Origin of the sequence: Corynebacterium mustelae, from assembly GCF_001020985.1 — a bacterium.
Lineage (GTDB): Bacteria > Actinomycetota > Actinomycetes > Mycobacteriales > Mycobacteriaceae > Corynebacterium > Corynebacterium mustelae.
Genome location: NZ_CP011542.1, coordinates 2,648,576 through 2,666,827, shown reverse-complemented (window position 1 = coordinate 2,666,827; position 18,252 = coordinate 2,648,576). Strand labels below are relative to the sequence as shown.

Genomic DNA, 18,252 nt, shown 5'->3' with positions numbered 1-18,252 from the left:
TCATGACTCGCCGCCTAATTCTGTTGCGCCATGGACAGACTGAATACAATGCGACCAAACGTATGCAGGGGCACCTGAATACTGAACTCAGTGAGTTGGGTGTAGCGCAAGCTGAGGCAGCGGCGGATTTCCTTTCCACGCTGAATATCTCCACCATTGTTTCCTCCGACTTGAACCGCGCATATGACACCGCCACTGTGGTTGGGGACCGGCTTGGGGTCGCTGTGAAGAAAGACCCCCGGCTTCGGGAGACCCACCTAGGCGACTGGCAGGCTCGGTCCCGTAACGAAGTGGATGCGATGTATCCGGGGATGCGGGCAGTATGGCGCCACGATCCCACTTGGGCTCCGCCCGGCGGAGGCGAGTCGCGTGTCGATGTGGCACGGCGTGCCCGTCCGGTGGTTGATGAATTGATGCGGGACAATCAGCAATGGGACGATGGTACGGTGCTGCTGGTAGCCCATGGTGGCACGATTAGCGCGTTAACTTCCAATCTTTTGAATCTTGAGGTTCCGCAGTACCCAATGTTTTCTGGATTGGGCAATACCTGTTGGGCACAATTGACTGCCCGGCCGAAGTTTGAACTAGATAGCAATGGCAAACGCCGATTCACGCGCTTTACCCCAGATACTATTGACACCGCGCGGTGGTATCTCGATGGGTGGAACATGGGAGTGGCCTTAGGTCTAAAGTCGCCGAACTTTTCGACGATCGGTGAGGCCGGCGCGCCGGGTAAATAAAGGATTGTAGGATGCCAGTTCGGATAGTTACTGATTCTTCGTCCGGGGTTCCACCCCAGGTGGCTGCGGATCTGGGGATTACTGTTGTCGGATTGCATCTGATGGGTGATGACGACGAGCGCTCCACATCTGGGCTTTCCGCGTTGGAATTAACAGCCGCCTATGCACGGCAGTTGGAGCGCGGTGGTGATAGCGGGGTAGTTGCTCTTCATTTGTCGAAAGATTTATCAGCCACCTGGTCTGCGGCGGTCACCGCGTCGGGGGTGTTCGATGGTGCGGTGACGGTCATTGACACCCAAAGCATAGGTATGTGCGTGGGGGCGGCAGCGATGGCGGCTGCCCGGTTGGCGCTGGATGGGGCAACCGTGACCGAATGTGTCGAGTTAGCAGAGGATACCCTCGCTCGGTCACAGACATGGATTTATTTGCACCGGATTGATGAGATCCGGCGGTCGGGCCGAATTTCGGCGACCACCGCAGTGGTGTCGACGGCACTTGCGACGAAGCCGATCATGCAGATCACCGACGGTCGGATTGAATTGGCGGTTAAGACCCGTACCCAATCGAAGGCTTTTGCAAAGCTAACGGAACTTATTTGTGACCGCGCTGCGGGGCAGCCGGTGTTTATTGCTATCCAGCAGAATGAAGCGCGGGAGGCCGCGCGCACGTTGGAGACACAGCTATACGGTGAACTACCAGTGGGGTCATCAATCATGATTACGGAGATGGATCCGATTTTGGCTGTCCATTGTGGTCCGGGGGCGTTGGGGGTATCCACTGTGTTTTCGCAACGCGAAGATGAAGTGGCGCAGCCACCTGCGTCGGAGACCGAAACTGCTGTGGATTCCGGCGCCACTGCGGGGGCGGAGTAGTCCGCTAAAGGTGGGTTTTCCACAGGGATGTGGGCCTTACTGAAAATGTTGTTTTCAGTAAGGCGGTAGTTATCCACAGAACCGAAGTAGCCCTTTCGCGCAGCTGATATTTCGATTTAGCGTCAAAGGTATGAGACGTTTCGGTTTTCTACGTCATGAGGTTGCCGCATCAGTGAGGCAACGATTGGGTGACATTACCGCTCCGCTAGGAACAGAAGAAGAACTAGCGGTGAATTTTCCCGTACCAGCTGACATCCAGTGGCGAATTAATCCCCGGGCGGCGCTGGCGTTAGGGTTTGTGATCGCTGTCGTCTCAGTGCTTGCTGTGGCCTGGAATCTTTTCACCGAAACCTCAACACCAGTTCCAGTATCGATCGCCTCGGCGCATTCGTCACTGCCTGATCGGCACATACCACCACATGCTGGGGCTGAGAGGAATCCGATTAGCGATGAAGCGGCGGCGTCGACAAGCATTGTTGTCAGTGTCGTCGGCGAGGTGGAACAATCCGGTCTGATCACACTCGCCCACAATGCCCGGGTCGCAGACGCACTGGAGAAAGCTCAGTTGAAACCGCAGGCGGCGACACTGGGGTTGAACCTCGCGCAGAAGCTTGTCGACGGCGAACAGATATTCGTCCCCCACGTTGACGACCCGGTTACGGCGCCGCCTCAACTTTTTGCTGGACAAGGGGCATCGATAAGCGGAGCGGTGGGCGGTGGCATGGTGGGAAAGCTCTCGATTAACACGGCCACGGTAACGGAATTAACCACGCTTCCCGGGGTAGGGGAGAAAACCGCGCAGGCGATCGTGGCATATCGGGAAAGCCACGGCGGGTTTTCCAGCGTTGAGCAACTCCAAGAAGTCAAAGGCATCGGGCCAGCCAAGTTCAGTGCGATTGCCGAAGAGGTTACGTTGTGACGCAATGGCGGCTGGCACCTAGTGCCTTGGTGGTGTGGGCACTAAGCTTTGCTGCGATCTGGCTGCGCGGCGGTAGCGGTCTTTGGATCGTGGTGATTGTTTTCGGCATTTCGCTCATCGGTTGCCTGAAAGTTGATGTCGGCCAGGCGATTATGTGCGGGCTGCTGGGATCGAGCACACTTATGATTTCCCTGATGCGGGTGCGGCAAGTGGATCAGTATGAATGGGCAAGAACCATCATCGCAACGGCAGTATCACGACCCAGGCGCACTAACAGCGGTTGGGTGCAGGACATTAGAGTTGCGGATTACCCAACGTATATTCCGGTCATGTCCGATACACCGCTTAATATGCCTCCCGGTGCCACGATAGAAATCACAGGCAACGTGGTAACGAGCAATCGGATCGGATTAAGCCACATCCTTATTACAGCCCAGGACTGGCACATACTTGCGTCTCCACACATAACCCATGCGGTCAGCAACGCGATCAACACCAGCTTTACTCACGCAGTATCACGCTATATTGAGGGGGATGCAGCCGCGCTCATTCCCGCCATGGTGCTAGGAGATACCACCGCGCAATCGGCGGAATTTAGCGAGGTTGTGAAAGCAAGCGGCTTGGCGCATCTCACGGCGGTTTCTGGTGCCAATGTGGCGATCGTTGCGACCTGTGTGGCGCTGGTAGCAGCCCGATTAACGTTGCTGCTACGTAGCTGTGTGGTGCTGGTTGCCATGCTTGCATTCGTGACACTAGTAGGCCCAGAACCTTCGGTATTACGTGCCACGGTCACCAGCGTGGCAGCTGTGGTGGCGGTTGTTGCTTCCAGCACCAGCACCCCGATTCATGGTCTAGCGCTGACGATTATCGGGTTGCTGTTGTGGGATACAAGTTTGGCTTCACACTTCGGATTTATATTATCGGTAGCCGCAACCGCAGGAATCCTGCTTCTTTACCCAGTTCTACTGAGATTTTTCGTTTTACTTCCAGTTCCTGCCATCCTCCTACGGGCGTTAGCCGTGGCATTAGCTGCCCAATTGGTCACCATGCCGATTGTCGCCACCATGAGCGGAACCATTTCTGTTGTTGCGGTGCTGGCAAACATCCTCACCGCACCGGTGGTTGCGCCCATCACCTTGCTCGGAATGGCGTCTGTTGTATTAAGTATCATCCACCCCAGCATCGCCATGCCGCTGATTCTTCTTTTAGATCCCTTAGCACAGTGGGTGGTGTTTATCGCTAAAACCACAGCCCGCTTGCCTGGGGCGCAACTTAGCATCGATTCGCCTTTTGCTTTCTGGTGGGCACTGCTCGCCGCCTGCTGGGTGGTGGTGTTACTGTATCGGCGGTTGTTTAAAACCCTGATAGTACTAATCATTGCGATGGTGGTCATTCCTAGCCAACCGTTAGATCTCAGTCGCCCACAGCCACGCGACCCCCGAAGCCTATTAACCGTTACGGTTTCAGACATCAAGGAATTAGAAAAACTCGGACGCGACGTGAACCGCGACGGGCGAAGCGACGGAATACCACCAGGTACCGAAGCTGTTTTGGTGTTACGCGCTCCGCCAGCGCGCCGGGGCGTACAGGTGAAACCAATTCACCGCCCCACCATTACACGAGAGGGTATCCCGGTAATCTTTGTCGATCAGGCTCCGGGCGTCATTGTGTATAGCGACGGTACTCAACATGCGGTGGATGGGAGTTTTTAAGGCCGCAATCCTGCACCCTTTTTCGAGCATGGGTTAAAGTATGGGACATGCCCAATCCACAGGTTCATTTGATCGTCGGCGATGAAGAATTCCTCGCCGAGCGCGCCCGGCTAGAGGTTGTTGCTTCACTGAGGGAACAATCACCGGAGGGCGAAAACCTGGTGGTAACCACCGTGCGGGCCGGTGACGTCACCGAGGCGGAAATCATTGACATGTGCAGCCCCTCCCTTTTCGGCGAGGATCGCATTATCGTGTTGAACAAAATGGAGGAAGCGGGGAAAGAACCAGCCGAGCTTGTGTTGAAATTTGCGGTCGATCCGGGACCTGGAATCTACCTGATTATCGTGCATTCCGGTGGGGGACGCACGAAATCAATGGTGCCTAAGCTGAAGAAAATTGCCGAAGTTCATGAGGTTCCCAAACTAAAAGCAAGTGCGAAAACCAGCTGGGTGACCGCAGAATTTCGTCGACACGGGGTGCGCCCCACTCCGGATGTGGTGCATGCATTACTAGAAGGCGTGGGTTCAGATTTGCGGGAACTAGCCAGCGCTGTTAGCCAACTAGTGGCCGACACCCAAGGCGAAATCACCGAGGCGAAAGTCCGGGAATATTACGCCGGGGTGGCGGAGGTGTCTGGTTTCGATATAGCTGACTTAGCCTGCAGCGGTAACAGCAGGCGGGCTATAGCCAGTATGCGCCGGGCGCTGCAACTGGGATTGGAACCGGCGGCCTTAGCGGCGGCGTTGTCGATGAAAGTATCAGCTATAGCGCGGCTTTATAGTCTGCGGGGGCGGGTGGATAAATCCCTAGCAGGCAAGTTGGGTATGCATCCCTTCGTTTTAGAAAAAACTGCCCAATTAGCTAGGCGTTGGTCCGGCGATGCGGTCAGCGAGGCAGTGATTGTGATCGCGGAACTTGATGCAAGTGTCAAAGGCCAAGGTGGCGATCCGAAATTCGCATTGGAAAACGCCGTGCTAAAAATAGCCAAATTAGCGGGCTAAAGTTCCTAGAATGAAGGCATGTCTGAAAAGCCCATGTCTTCTGAAGAACTTGAACAATCCTATGCCAACGCCACCATCAACGACGATGCTGCCCCGGAGGATAGCGCTGAACTTCCACCAGAATTGCAGCAATTCGTAGCCAAACTTTTTAATCTCGCCCGCAACGGCGGCCCCGGTGCCGCCGAGCATTTGGTGCAATACGTGGAGGCTGGGCTGTCCCCGAATCTGACCAACCATGAAGGAAACTCCCTGCTGATGCTGGCTGCATACAATGGGCATGCCGACATCGTGACTGCCTTAGCTAAGGTAGGGGCGGACGTGGACCGACTGAATGACCGGGGGCAATCGCCACTGGCGGGCGCTATTTTCAAAAAGGAAACAGCCGTTGTTGAAGCGCTTATCGACGCTGGCGCGAACCCACTAGCAGGCCACCCCGACGCAATCGCCTGTGCCGATATGTTTGGGCAAACTGAATTAGCCGAGCGTCTGCGGGCATTGGCTGGCTAAAAGCACACATAAGCCCCGGTCACCAGTCGTGTCATTGGTGGCCGGGGCTTAAGTGTTTTAGGTGCTGAGCGACGGATCAACCGTGTACCGCGCTTCGGTATTGGCGGCGATATCGTCAAGCGTGACCCCAGGGGCAAGCTCGATGAGATTCAAATGATCGTCAACCACGTCGAAGACCCCCAGGCTGGTAATGATGCGCTGCACCACACCAGCGGCGGTAAGCGGATAGGTGCACTCAGCAAGCAATCTAGGTGAGCCGTCCTTGCTCACGTGATCTAACACCGCGATGACTCGCTGGGCGCCTTTGACTAGATCCATCGCTCCGCCCATGCCATTCATCTTTTTGCCAGGAATACCCCAATTGGCAATATCGCCTTTCTCGGAAACTTGCAACGCCCCCAGGATCGCGGTGTTGATGTGCCCGCCTCGAATCATCGCAAAGCTTAACGACGAACTAAAGGTGGCACCGCCCGGCTTAAGCGTGACAGTCGTCTTTCCTGCGTTGATCAAGTCGGCGTTAACCTCTGACTCGGTGGGGTAGGGGCCCATATTCAAAATGCCGTTTTCACCATGCAGGGTTACCGTCACCCCCTCCGGCACGAAATTCGCCACCTCGGTGGGAACCCCCACCCCAAGGTTGATGTATTCGCCATCCCGAAGCTCCTGGGCTGCCCGGTTACCAATGCCGCTGCGGCTCCACCCCTTCCCGTCTGGGTTAAGTAGCTCAGCATCGGTGTGTGCCTGGGACTGGCCGCCGTCGTCACTACGGGTGCGGATAATCTCAATTGGTTTTGCTGCTACCTGTTCCGGGCTTAGCGGTAGAACCCGATCGACGAAGATTCCCGGTAGGTGAATCTCATCCGGATCAAGGGTGCCGGTTTCGACAAGCTCCTCAACCTCAACAATGGTGATTCCACCGCACATGGCGGCTTCAAAATTGAAATTCTGGGCTGAAAGATTGAACACCAAATTTCCAGCCCGGTCGCCTTTCTTGGCACGGATCAATGCGAAATCCGTAGTGATTGCCTCCTCAAAAACAAAGGTGCGCTCCTCGCCACGGAAGGTCATCACCCGGGTCTCTTTTGGCGGGGACGGCGACGCGATGGAACCGTCGGGGTTAAACCGCTGCGGCAACCCGCCCAATGCGACGGCGGTATCGGCGCCGGTGGCGGTGTAGAACCCCGGAATTCCCGCGCCGCCTGCACGCATCCGCTCCGCCAACGTGCCCTGGGGGATCAACTCCACCTCAATTTCGCCGTTGAGGTACTGGCGTTCAAATTCGATATTGAAACCGACATAGGAACCGCCGAATTTACGCATCAAGTGCTTTTCGCTAAACCGTGCAAGCCCTAAAGACTCGCCAGTGACCTGTGTACCAGGGTTATTGGAATACACCACAAGATCGTTGATGCCGCGTTCGGCTATCGCCTCGATCAACACCAGGGGGTTTCCGCAGATTCCGAAACCACCGATGGCAAGGTTCGCGCCGGGCGTGATCCCTGCGATGGCTTCGTCAACTGATCTCACTACTTTATCGACCATCATTCATTCCTTCTGTTGGGTCTGACGGGAAGAATTTAGGCGAATGGTGATTAGTTATTGTTGTGATGCAGGTTACATGCCAATGGTGGGTAGGGGAAGAGGGGTTAAATTTCGGCTACCCCCACCGCGTTGAGAGCCATGCGGCAGTAGGTTTCTTGCAGCTCCGCTAAGCTGCGCGGTCCGTCGGGCCGGTACCAATTTGCAACCCCCATCCCCATGTCGACGAGTGCGTAGGAGGCGATCTTCGGGTCGGGGCAGGAGAAGTCGCCTGCCGTTATTCCGTCCTCAATGATCCGGATCCATCTATTCACGTAATCGCGTCGCAGTTGGGTCAGTAGGGTGCGGTCGGGGTCTTGCAGGGTGGAAATCTCCCGGTTGGTTACCCGGATTTCCAATCGGCGTTCCGCATGAAACTGCAGGTGGATCGCCATGGTTGCGCTGAGCTTTTCAGCAGGCGACGTTGTTCCCGCGATGGCGCGGGCGTGTTGGGTGAGAAGGTCGGACATGGTGGTGGTCATGATCGTTGCCAGGATTTCATGCTTGGAAGAAAAGTGGTTATACAGGCTCGATGCCCGAATTCCGATGGCCTCCGCAATGTCTTGCATGCCAGTCCCGTAATAGCCGCGTTCGGCGATGATCTCGAGGGCTGCGGCGAGGATTTCGGTTCTGCGCGTGAGCTTCTTCATGTCTGTCATTGTGGTCGAATTTCCTGCGAATTACCATTCGGTTTGTTTCTTTGGGTTTTCGCAATTTTAGAGCGATGTATTGACAGTTATTGAGATCTGCGTCATACTCGTTTTAACGAATGGTTATTAGTTATTGTTGTGAAGCTTTTCCCGCTGGCAGCTGACTTGGCTGCACTCAGACTATCCACAAAGGACACACGTTATGCCTCACAACCTTCTTGCTCCCAGCACCGATTACTACGGAATTTTTTCCGATCTCGACCCGGCCGATGAAAAATGGTGGGCTACCGCCCGCGACTTTGGCGTGGAATGCCTGAAAGTCATTAATGAGGATTGGGAAATCGGTCGCACCAACCCAGATCTCGTGCGCGCACTTGGTGACCGTGACCTCTTTACTGATGGAGTGGAAATTCCTGGTCACGAAGTTATGAGTCCACTGGCCGCAGGCTTGGTCGCAATGGAAATTTCTCGTGCGGATGGTTCCATGGGTGCGGTCGCCGCAGTCCAAGGCGGGCTGGTCATGCGCTCGATCATGCTGTACGGCTCGCAACAGCACCGCGATACTTATATTGAAAAACTCGCTCGGGGTGAAATCTTCGGCGCTTTCGGGCTCACGGAGCCCGACCACGGTTCCGATGCGGTGGCGCTAGAAACCACGGCGGTTCTCGACGGCGATGATTACGTACTCAACGGGCAAAAACGGTGGATCGGGTTCGGCGCTAACGGACATCTCACGATTATCTGGGCCAGACTGGAAGACGGCGGCGTCGGTGGTTTCTTGGTGCCGCAAACCACCCCGAATTACCAGGCCGAAATCATCAAAGGCAAGGGGGTGCTGCGCGCTATCGACCAATCGCTAATCACCCTGAAAGACGTCCGGGTGCCTGCGGAAAACCGGCTGCCCGGGGTATCTTCCTTCAAAGACGTGTCCAAGGTGTTATCGGCCACACGCTCCGGTGTTGCCTGGGCGGCACTGGGGCACGCGATCGCGTGCTATGAAATTGCCTTGGAACACGCGAAAACCCGCACCCAGTTCGGGAAACCGCTGGTGAAGTTCCAAATCATTCAGCAACGGTTGTCGGAAATGCTCCAGGACATCACGTCGATGGCGCTGCACTGCAAACAACTGGCCGTGCTGGAAGCGGCCGGGCACCTTGCGCCGGAACAGGCCTCGATGGCGAAAGGCTATTGCACGAAACACGCCCGCATTGTCGCAGCAAACGCGCGGGACATGCTGGGTGGCTCGGGGATTTTGCTGGAAAACCACATCATTCGGCACATGGGTGATCTCGAAGCCCTGCACACCTACGAAGGAACCGAGACCATCCAGCACCTCATCGTGGGCCGCAAGATCACCGGCACCGGGGCTTTTGCCTGATCGCCTAATCCAAGGAGGATATTTTCAGATGCACGAAGATGTATTTATTATTGGTGCGGCTCGGACACCCATCGGGAAATTTAACGGATCGCTGGCGGGGCTGAACTGTGCGGAACTAGGGGCCATTCCGGCGGCCGCTGCAATCGAGCGTGCCCATGTTTCGCCAGCCGACATTGGTTCGGTGGTTGTCGGCAATGTGATCCCAACCCGGCCGGAAGACCTGTACCTGTCCCGAATGGTGGGCCGTGAGGTGGGTGTACCCGAAGGTGCCGCCGCGTTTAACGTCAATCGGTTATGCGGTTCCGGGGCGCAGGCGATCGTCTCCGCCGCCCTGGAAATTTGCCACGGCGTTGCGGATATTGCGCTTGCCGGTGGTGTGGAATCCATGAGTAATGCTCCCTATTCGGTAACTGGATTGCGTCACGGGGTCCGGATGGGCGATAGCATGAACCGCGATTGGATGATCGGGACTCTTAATTGTCCATTCGATCAGGTGCATATGGGGATTACCGCCGAGAATATCGCGGCTGAGCTTGGGATTAGCAGGCACGACCAGGATGAATTTGCCGCACTGTCGCAAGAACGTGCCGCGCAGGCGCAAAATGCTGGGCTTTTCGACGCCGAAATAGTCGCCGTGGGGGACTTTAGCCGTGATGAACACCCGCGCCCCACCACCGTCGAAAAGCTCAGTGGGCTGCGTCCTGCCTTCCAAAAAGATGGAACGGTGACTCCCGGAAACTCCTCTGGCATCAACGACGGCGCCGCGTTTACGGTGTTGGCGTCGACAAGCGCGGTGAAAACCCACAACCTAAGCCCGTTGGCGCGCATCGCTGGCTGGGCGGTGGCTGGTGTCGCACCGCATCTCATGGGGCTGGGGCCAATTCCGGCGGTGCCGAAGGCGCTCGCGCAGGCGGGGATTAGTCTTGCCGATATTGGGGTCATCGAATCGAATGAAGCATTTGCCGCCCAAGCGCTGGCCGTGAGTCGGGAGCTTGGTTTCGATCCGGCGATCGTCAACCCCAACGGCGGCGCGATCGCATTGGGGCATCCGCTCGGGGCAACCGGTGCGATCCTGACCGTGAAAGCTATCTACCACATGCAGCGGCACAACCTCCGCTATGGCCTGGTCACCATGTGTATCGGTGGCGGGCAAGGCATCGCGGTGGTATTAGAAAACCCAGGAGTTTCGTTATGACAGATCTACAAACCGCAGTGGTTTTCGGCTCCGGTTCCATGGGCTCCGGCATCGCCGCGCTATTAGCAAGTACCGGCGTGAAGGTGCATCTGCTCGATATGCCCGCCGACGGGCCAGACCGCAACGCCCGAGCCCGCGCGGCCGTCGACCTGCAACTCAAACGCGGCGGGTTCTTCCATAAAAAATTCGCGGCGAATATCACGGTCGGAAATTCCGAAGATGACCTTGCAGTGGTTGCGGATGCACAATGGGTTATCGAAGCGATTTTTGAAAACCTTGATGCCAAGCGGTCGCTATATGCCGCAATCGCGCCGTTTTTAGGCCCCGATACCGTCCTGAGTTCCAATACCTCCACGATTCCGCTGGCCAAGCTAAGCGCCGAGTTGGCGCAGGAGCACCGCAGCAATTTCTTCATCACGCATTTCTTCAATCCGCCTCGGGTTATGCCGTTGGTTGAGGTGGTCGCCGCAACCTCCGACGCCCCGCTCATGGGCTGGCTTATCGACGTCATCGAGCGGCAGCTCGGCAAAAGCGTGCTTATTTGCCGCGATACGCCTGGGTTTATCGCCAACCGGATCGGCAATTTTTGGATGGCGGTGGCCGCCCGCATCGCCTTGGATTCGGGCATTGATCCGGAATACGCTGACGCGGTTTTCAGTAAACCGTTCGGAATTCCGCGCACCGGCGTGTTCGGGCTTTTCGATTACATCGGCCTGCAACTCGTTCCCGACGTGTGGAGAAGTCTGCATAACACGCTTCCGGCGACCGACGCGCTCCAAAAATACAACGTCGTGGAACATCCGCTCTTTACCGGGCTGATTGAGCGGGGGTTGACTGGGCGCACCGGGGATTCTGGCTTCTATAACGGCCCGGATCAGGTGATTGATTCCACCTTCGAGTATCGACCCAAGCGGCAGGTCACCATTCCCACCGACCTGATACAGCTGGTCACCAGCAATGATTACGCACGCCAGGTGTTTGTAGAAACCCTACGCTATTGCTGCGACCACGCCCACGACATTGCGAATACTATCGCCGATATTGATGCGGGCATGGAACTTGGTTATTCCTGGCAGCGCGGGCCCTTCGCGTTGGCGGACGCTATCGGCGTGGACACCATCGTCTCGCTTTTCGACGACAACCCGCCCTCGCTTCTACTCGAAGCCGTCGCGGCGGGTGGCTTCTACCAGGCGTTTAGCTCCGATTCCCCGGCGAAAGCCGAATCGGGGGAGGTCCTTGCCACATCGCCTGCAGCCACCCTAACCCGATTGCCCTCCGGGATCGGGGTGCTAACCATCACCACGAAACTGGGGATCATCACCACCGATGTGCTTGCCGCCCTCAACACCGCGGCTGAATCCGATCTGCGCGGACTAGTCATCACATCCAATGACCCCAAGGCCTTTAGCGCGGGTGCTGAACTAAGCAGCCTAGTCACTGGCGGCAAAGGTTTCATCGATATTGGTGTGTCCGTTTACCGCAAGCTCCAGTTTGCGCCGTTTCCGGTGGTGGCGGCCGTGCACGGGATAACACTGGGTGGTGGTGCGGAACTGATGTTGCACGCCGATACCGTGGTGGCACACGTGGATACTAAACTCGGTTTTCCCGAACGAAGCGTCGGAATCTTTCCCGGCTGGGGCGGGGTAGTGCAGCACCTGATCCGGCATTTAGAAGCCGGAACGAAAAACCCGCATCAGGCGGTGTTCGACTTTGCAATGTCCGCCGCACGCCTCCAGACCGCCTTTGATGCCCAAGACAACTGCCTATTACGGCCCAGTGACAGGATCGTCGCCTCACGCAAACATCTGCGTGACATGGCCATTCAGGTGGCTACGGAACTGGCCGCTGATTACCGACCTCCCGTCGAACAATCTATTCCGCTCTACCAGGGGCAACCATTAAATCGTGCGGTGACCGGTGAGGTCGCCGATGTGAAAGTTGGCCAGTGCTTGGCGCAGCTTCTCACCGGGGACGGGGAACTGGCCGAAACCGAGTTCTCGAAGAAATCCACCGAACTCGCCTTTGAGGCCATTAGCAACCCAGCGAACGCCGAACGGGCGAAGGCCGTTGCTACTGGGATAAAACGCAGCTAGACCCCAAAAGTCGAACAAAACCGCCAGTTCAATAGCAAAAACTCGCCACGTCGCAGCATATGCGGGTGGCGAGTTTTTAGATGAAAAGCTTAAAAGTGTTAAGCCATCTTGTTCAGGGCGTTAGCCATCTTGGACTTCTTGTTCGCAGCGTTGTTGCGGTGGAAGACGCCCTTGGTGACGGACTTATCCAGTGCGCGGGAAGCTACCCGCAGCTGTGCCTCAGCGGCAGCCTTGTCACCTTCGGCAACGAGTTCGCGGAACTTGCGGATCTCGGTGCGGACAGCGGAACGAACAGCTTGATTACGCTGACGACGCTTTTCGTTGGTGAGGACGCGCTTTTTTTGAGACTTGATATTTGCCATGACAATTACCTCTTAATCTTGCAGCAAAAGACCACCTAGATTTTGGTGTGAAATTTAACCGGGTAACAACCCCAAGGTCCTGGTTGTGTGGTGAAAATCATCTAGGTGCTGTTGTATTGGACAACGAGGAAAAACTCTAGCACGAATGAAGTGCTAAGCCCAACCGTGGTCGGAGCGCAGCCGATTGGCAATGCGATTGAACCGATGTTCCGGAATGACGGCCCCTTGGCGTCGAATAGCGGTTTCCGGGACTTTAATCACTTTATCCAGCCGTACCCAGGATTGCCGTCCAGCATCGTCCCACGGGCCCGCGCCGATGTCGAGCCAGTTTGTGGAATCCGCATGGCTGGGATTGGGGGAGGTGAGTAGCCCGATGATCATATCTCCGTGGCGACCAACGACGACCAAGGCGCGTTCGATCAGCGATCCGGTTTGATCGTCCGGTGCGACCCAGAACCACACGATCTCGCCGGGGTCGACATGGCCGTCCATATTTGGGGCGTAAAAAAGACTACGGGGGCAGGCTGCGGCGGGGCAGACGGTGAACTCGGCGAAGTTTTCTTGACGAATATCGGTGGGTACGGTGGTTTCGTGTAGTCCCAGCCGGGAATACAACATGGTGAGTCCCTCATCAAGGGGGTCATTGTGGTCACGCTTGAACCAGCGCAGCATCTTATTAAGAAAGCCGGTGGGTTTGGGCGCGCGGGAGGGGCGGCCAGCGGTCGGCGTCGTTGCGGGTTTGGCGTCCCTGCGGAGACTCATACTCATCACTCTAGTCACATCTGTCCCACTAGTGTTCATTCCGACATGCGGAAAGGCGAACCTTTATCTATAGGGCTATCCGGTCACATCACCTTGAGTGTTACAGCCCGTTGATAAAACTGGTGTACCTGTACACAATCATTGCAGAAAATCTTAAGGTTGTCATGCGGTTAAATTAATAACGTTTGGGCAACGGGGGTGAATGTTGCCCCCGTGTGAAAAGGTATTTCGTCCAGCGCAAAAATGTCACCTCAAGGTCTGTTATTTTCCGATTTAGTTAACCTGCTCACCTATCTGGGGGTAAGTGCAGGCAACCGTGTCTTAATGACGGCGGTGACACGTTGCTAACAGGCAAACGTCGACAAGCGATAGCAGTGCAAACACCGGACTAAGAAAACACACCACAATGCGGTAATGTGAGGGGGATTAAACAAGAAAGGGAGACAGCAAGATAATGCCCAAGAATTTCGCGGAAAAGACGTTTACGGATCTTTCCCAAATCCGTAACTTCTGCATCATCGCGCACATTGACCACGGCAAATCGACACTGGCGGACCGTATCCTCCAGTTCTCGAACGTCGTCGATGCCCGCGACATGCGCGATCAGTACTTGGACAATATGGATATTGAGCGCGAACGCGGCATTACCATCAAAGCCCAAAACGTGCGTCTGCCGTGGGTTCCCCGCACCGGCCCACACGCTGGCGAGGAAATCGTCATGCAAATGATCGACACCCCCGGCCACGTCGACTTCACCTATGAGGTCTCCCGCGCGCTCGAAGCCTGCGAAGGCGCAATTTTGCTTGTCGACGCCGCCCAAGGCATCGAAGCCCAAACACTTGCCAACCTCTACCTGGCGATGGAAAACGACCTGGAGATCATCCCGGTCCTTAATAAAATCGACCTGCCTGCCGCCGACCCGGAGAAATACGCGCTCGAAATCGCCCACATCATCGGCTGCGAACCCGAAGAAGTACTGCGGGTATCCGGCAAAACCGGCGAAGGTGTGGAATTACTGCTGGACAAGGTGGCCGAACTAGTGCCCCCACCAACTACCGAGGAGCCTATCGACGCGCCGGCGCGTGCCATGATTTTCGACTCCGTCTACGACACCTATCGCGGCGTCGTTACTTATATCCGCATGATCGACGGCAAACTCACTCCACGCCAGAAAATCAAAATGATGAGCTCCGGCGCGGTGCACGAACTACTGGAAATCGGTATCGTGTCGCCCACCGCCAAGAAATGCGACGGACTTGGCCCTGGCGAAGTGGGCTACCTGATTACCGGCGTAAAAGACGTGCGGCAATCCAAAGTCGGCGACACCGTCACCTGGGCAGTCAAGGGCGCTGAGGAACCCCTCCAAGGCTACGAAGACCCCAAGCCCATGGTGTACTCCGGCCTATTCCCAATCTCCCAAGCTGACTTCCCGGACCTGCGGGAGGCCCTGGAAAAACTACAGCTTAACGACGCATCCCTGTCCTGGGAACCCGAAACCTCCGTCGCCCTCGGCTTCGGCTTCCGATGCGGCTTCCTCGGCCTGCTCCACATGGAAATCACCCGCGACCGGCTGGAACGCGAATTCGGCCTCGACCTCATTTCCACCGCGCCATCCGTCTCCTACCGGGTAGTCACTGAAGGTGGGGAAGAAATCCACGTGCACAACCCCTCCGACTGGCCCGGCGGCAAACTGCGCGAAGTGTGGGAACCAGTGGTGAAAACCACCATCATTGTTCCCAGTGAATTTGTCGGCACAACAATGGAACTTTGCCAATCCAAACGCGGCCAAATGGGCGGCATGGACTATCTTTCCGAAGACCGTGTCGAACTGCGCTACACCATGCCGCTTGGCGAAATCATCTTCGACTTCTTCGACGCCTTAAAATCCCGCACCAAAGGCTACGCCTCCCTCAACTATGAGGACGCCGGTGAACAAGAAGCCAACCTGGTCAAGGTGGATATCCTGCTCAACGGCGACCCGGTAGATGCGTTCTCTGCCATCGTTCACCGCGACTCCGCCCAGTGGTACGGCAACAAGATGACCAAGAAGCTCAAAGAGCTGATCCCACGCCAGCAATTTGAGGTGCCGATCCAGGCAGCCATCGGCTCCAAAGTGATCGCCCGCGAGAACATTCGCGCCATGCGTAAAGACGTCACCGCTAAATGCTACGGCGGCGACATCTCCCGTAAGCGCAAACTGCTGGAAAAGCAGAAAGAAGGCAAGAAGCGCATGAAAGCACTCGGCTCCGTATCCGTACCGCAGGAAGCATTCGTTGCAGCGCTGTCTACGGATGATGAGAAGTAACGCATAAACCGCTCCGACAATCACAGCCGCCAGAGTCCTAGATGCTAGGAACCTGGCGGCTTTAGTGAAGCATCAAGTTTGATAGTGAAAAACTTTAGACAAGCCAAAAATAAAAGAATAGGTGATTATCAATGAGTAACAGCGAAGAAAGCAATTCAAAGAAAGCAGTAGAAAACGAACCAAGAAAGGTAACAAGCTTAAACGAGTTCCTGGATAGGGTTCAAGAGATTAACTCCTCTATCAATGGAAACTCGAACGCGCTGTTTCCAGAGCCACTTTATCGGGGGCAAAGCAACGCGGAGTGGGATCTCAGTGCATCATTGTTTCGTTATGGTGAACGTTTTTGGAAACATGAGCAAGAGATATTCCAGAAAATTATTGCCGAAAATCCGACAGAATTTATCGGAATGACCGATTTTCAAAAGTTGGCGCACATTCAGCATCATGGTTTTCCAACTCGACTGATAGATGTGACTTTTAATCCACTCGTAGCACTTTTCTTTGCTTGCGAAGGAGAAACCGGAAAAGACGGAGAAGTCTCCGTTTTTAAAAACGTATCCCTTTTTGATGAAGAAAATTCTTTGATTAAATTGATTTCTTTACTTTCCTTTAGAGGAAAATGGGAAAAGTTTGTTTATAATTCCAGCTTTGAATCGGAAATTTCTTACAACTTGGTTTTGGCGGCTTTTAGGGAATTTGTTTACGTAGCTAAATTCTTGTGGGGAGATGAGGTTCAGGAATTAATAATAAAAGTCGAGGAGAGGATTAATGAAAATGGGTACGATTTTGTCCAATCCAAAGACATATTTTGGAAGGGGTTTGTGTCAGCGAGTGCATTATTTTTCCCTTTTGTCGGCGTTCGATCGTCGATTCTGAATGAGCGGATGAAAGCCCAGCAGGGTGCCTTTTTGGTGTGTGGAATGCATTGTGAAAAGCTAAAGTTGGATAAATCTAAAAATTTTGTTGAATATGATGCTGAATATGATTTTGTGCCTTTTAATCTCAAGAAAGGTCCTTGGCTCTATGACAAAATAGGTCTTACATCTGTTATCATCGAAGCTGAAAGTAAAGAAAAAATATTACACGAGCTTTCGCTAATTGGGATAGATAGAGCATCAATTTATCCGGATTTCACAAATAAAATGCAAGTTCTGAAAAATCAAATTCAGAACTTTTAGAGTAAGATAATTTACTTTAGGTTTCATATTTTCCGTCTGCTTTGTGGTTTTCGTACCAGAAAATCCTGGCGCGTTCTTAACGTCTTTTTGTATTCCAGTGGAGTGTCCCTTCAATCAGCGCCGATAAACAATTTCTTTAAATGCCTCCGGTGATGAAAGTGCGTCGTCGACAAGCTTGTGGGTGCAAAGCGCGACGTAGGTGGCAGCGGAGCGGGCTTGGCAGTTAAGTTGCTTGGCGGGGTTGAATTCGATGTCGGTGAAAGCGGTGAAGCTTTGTACCTTTTCGGCGAGGTCGGGGTGGGAATGCAGTGCGGTGATATAGAGGTAGTCGTAGAAGAACGTGGTGGGGGTAAGTGGGAAGTGGCTGCCGAAGAAATTGAAATGGGTAAGCGCGCCGCTTTCTTTTAATTGTGGGAACCGCTTGGCTTCCCGGGCACTAAGTTCATAGATTTCGGTGAATGGTCCAGCGGAGGCAAAGACTTTGGAGCCCTGGAATGCGGCTTCAACGCTCATGGTGTGGTTGTTGTGGGTCAGGGTGAGGTTAAATGCGCTGAGTTTAACGCCGAGGGGGTTGGGGGATTTGCTGGAAATCTCAAGGAGCGTGTGACCGGGGTGGGCGGCGGTGAAGCTTTCGTGCAGGCTGGTTATGCTGCGCTGTTTCTGGGCGAGTGAGAATCCGGGGAACCACTGGAATTCGGTGGTGATTTCTAGGCAGGGGTTGTCGGCGGTGTGGGATACGAAAACGGGGCGAGTTGCCATTGGCTCTCCTTTGATGGTTGGGGTAGGCGTCGGGATTATAGGAAACGGTGCTGATATGGCGACGTGACAGCGTCGAAAAGCTGTTTGAAAAGGGTGGGGTGGGGGTGATTGCTTGAGGTGACAGGTTAGCGTGGGCTTATTTGAACTGCGCTGGGATTTTATACGTCTGGGATAATTGTTTTTGCAGGAATATACGCTATGTCTGTGGTTGCCTGGTGGCATGGCGGCCAATATTGATCTA

The 18,252-nt window shown here is 54.9% G+C and carries 16 protein-coding genes; 11 read left to right on the top strand and 5 right to left on the bottom strand.

Annotation, left to right across the window (positions count from 1 at the left end; all coding sequences use genetic code 11):
* The first annotated feature begins 2 nt into the window (after positions 1 to 2).
* The 6 genes from CMUST_RS11845 (at position 3) to CMUST_RS11820 (ending at position 5,751) form a co-directional block, all read left to right on the top strand.
* Complete coding sequence (locus CMUST_RS11845; RefSeq protein ID WP_047262693.1) at positions 3 to 740, top strand: histidine phosphatase family protein; 738 nt, start codon at positions 3 to 5, stop codon at positions 738 to 740.
* Positions 741 to 751: 11 nt separating this feature from the next.
* On the top strand, positions 752 to 1,612 hold the full coding sequence (locus CMUST_RS11840) for a DegV family protein (RefSeq protein WP_047262692.1): 861 nt from the start codon (positions 752 to 754) through the stop codon (positions 1,610 to 1,612).
* Between the two features lie 130 nt (positions 1,613 to 1,742).
* Positions 1,743 to 2,531, top strand: coding sequence for a ComEA family DNA-binding protein (locus CMUST_RS11835; protein ID WP_047262691.1), 789 nt, complete (start codon positions 1,743 to 1,745; stop codon positions 2,529 to 2,531).
* The gene (locus tag CMUST_RS11830; protein ID WP_052844721.1) at positions 2,528 to 4,243 is read left to right on the top strand and encodes a ComEC/Rec2 family competence protein; all 1,716 of its coding nucleotides are present in this window, start codon (positions 2,528 to 2,530) and stop codon (positions 4,241 to 4,243) included. The genes CMUST_RS11835 and CMUST_RS11830 overlap by 4 nt, the downstream gene beginning before the upstream one ends.
* A gap of 47 nt (positions 4,244 to 4,290) precedes the next feature.
* Complete coding sequence (holA, locus tag CMUST_RS11825; protein WP_047262690.1) at positions 4,291 to 5,244, top strand: DNA polymerase III subunit delta; 954 nt, start codon at positions 4,291 to 4,293, stop codon at positions 5,242 to 5,244.
* Positions 5,245 to 5,262: 18 nt separating this feature from the next.
* On the top strand, positions 5,263 to 5,751 hold the full coding sequence (locus tag CMUST_RS11820) for an ankyrin repeat domain-containing protein (RefSeq protein WP_083987560.1): 489 nt from the start codon (positions 5,263 to 5,265) through the stop codon (positions 5,749 to 5,751).
* Positions 5,752 to 5,808: 57 nt separating this feature from the next.
* On the opposite strand, the gene CMUST_RS11815 is transcribed toward CMUST_RS11820, so the two are convergent.
* Entirely contained in the window at positions 5,809 to 7,296 is a 1,488-nt protein-coding gene (locus CMUST_RS11815; protein WP_201779205.1) for a 3-oxoacid CoA-transferase, read from the bottom strand.
* A gap of 101 nt (positions 7,297 to 7,397) precedes the next feature.
* On the bottom strand, positions 7,398 to 7,979 hold the full coding sequence (locus CMUST_RS11810; RefSeq protein WP_047263614.1) for a TetR/AcrR family transcriptional regulator: 582 nt from the start codon (positions 7,977 to 7,979) through the stop codon (positions 7,398 to 7,400).
* A 202-nt stretch (positions 7,980 to 8,181) separates the two neighbouring features.
* Between CMUST_RS11810 and CMUST_RS11805 the strand changes: the two genes are divergently transcribed.
* From CMUST_RS11805 to CMUST_RS11795, 3 genes are read left to right on the top strand one after another with little or no spacing between them, the layout of a single operon-like run.
* Positions 8,182 to 9,357 carry an acyl-CoA dehydrogenase family protein gene (locus tag CMUST_RS11805; protein WP_047262688.1) on the top strand — a complete coding sequence of 392 codons (1,176 nt, stop codon included), beginning with the start codon at positions 8,182 to 8,184 and terminating at the stop codon, positions 9,355 to 9,357.
* Positions 9,358 to 9,385: 28 nt separating this feature from the next.
* Positions 9,386 to 10,552, top strand: a complete 1,167-nt coding sequence (locus CMUST_RS11800; protein WP_047262687.1) for an acetyl-CoA C-acyltransferase — start codon at positions 9,386 to 9,388, stop codon at positions 10,550 to 10,552.
* Positions 10,549 to 12,645, top strand: a complete 2,097-nt coding sequence (locus CMUST_RS11795; RefSeq protein ID WP_047262686.1) for a 3-hydroxyacyl-CoA dehydrogenase/enoyl-CoA hydratase family protein — start codon at positions 10,549 to 10,551, stop codon at positions 12,643 to 12,645. Before CMUST_RS11800 ends, CMUST_RS11795 begins: the two co-directional genes overlap by 4 nt.
* Before the next feature lie 98 nt (positions 12,646 to 12,743).
* On the opposite strand, the gene rpsT is transcribed toward CMUST_RS11795, so the two are convergent.
* Positions 12,744 to 13,007 (bottom strand): 30S ribosomal protein S20, encoded by a 264-nt coding sequence (rpsT, locus tag CMUST_RS11790; protein ID WP_047262685.1) that lies wholly within the window; start codon positions 13,005 to 13,007, stop codon positions 12,744 to 12,746.
* A 153-nt stretch (positions 13,008 to 13,160) separates the two neighbouring features.
* Positions 13,161 to 13,679, bottom strand: a complete 519-nt coding sequence (locus CMUST_RS11785) for a type II toxin-antitoxin system PemK/MazF family toxin (protein ID WP_047263613.1) — start codon at positions 13,677 to 13,679, stop codon at positions 13,161 to 13,163.
* 544 nt (positions 13,680 to 14,223) lie between these two features.
* On the opposite strand from CMUST_RS11785, the gene lepA reads away from it, so the two are divergent.
* Both lepA and CMUST_RS16090 read left to right on the top strand, forming a co-directional pair.
* Entirely contained in the window at positions 14,224 to 16,074 is a 1,851-nt protein-coding gene (gene lepA, locus CMUST_RS11780; RefSeq protein WP_047262684.1) for a translation elongation factor 4, read from the top strand.
* Positions 16,075 to 16,205: 131 nt separating this feature from the next.
* The gene (locus CMUST_RS16090) at positions 16,206 to 17,252 is read left to right on the top strand and encodes an FRG domain-containing protein (RefSeq protein ID WP_052844717.1); all 1,047 of its coding nucleotides are present in this window, start codon (positions 16,206 to 16,208) and stop codon (positions 17,250 to 17,252) included.
* 114 nt (positions 17,253 to 17,366) lie between these two features.
* Here the strand turns inward: CMUST_RS16090 and CMUST_RS11770 are convergent, their stop codons facing one another.
* Positions 17,367 to 18,011: a DarT1-associated NADAR antitoxin family protein gene (locus CMUST_RS11770; protein ID WP_047262683.1), complete on the bottom strand. Its 645-nt coding sequence runs from the start codon at positions 18,009 to 18,011 to the stop codon at positions 17,367 to 17,369.
* Between the last annotated feature and the right edge of the window lie 241 nt (positions 18,012 to 18,252).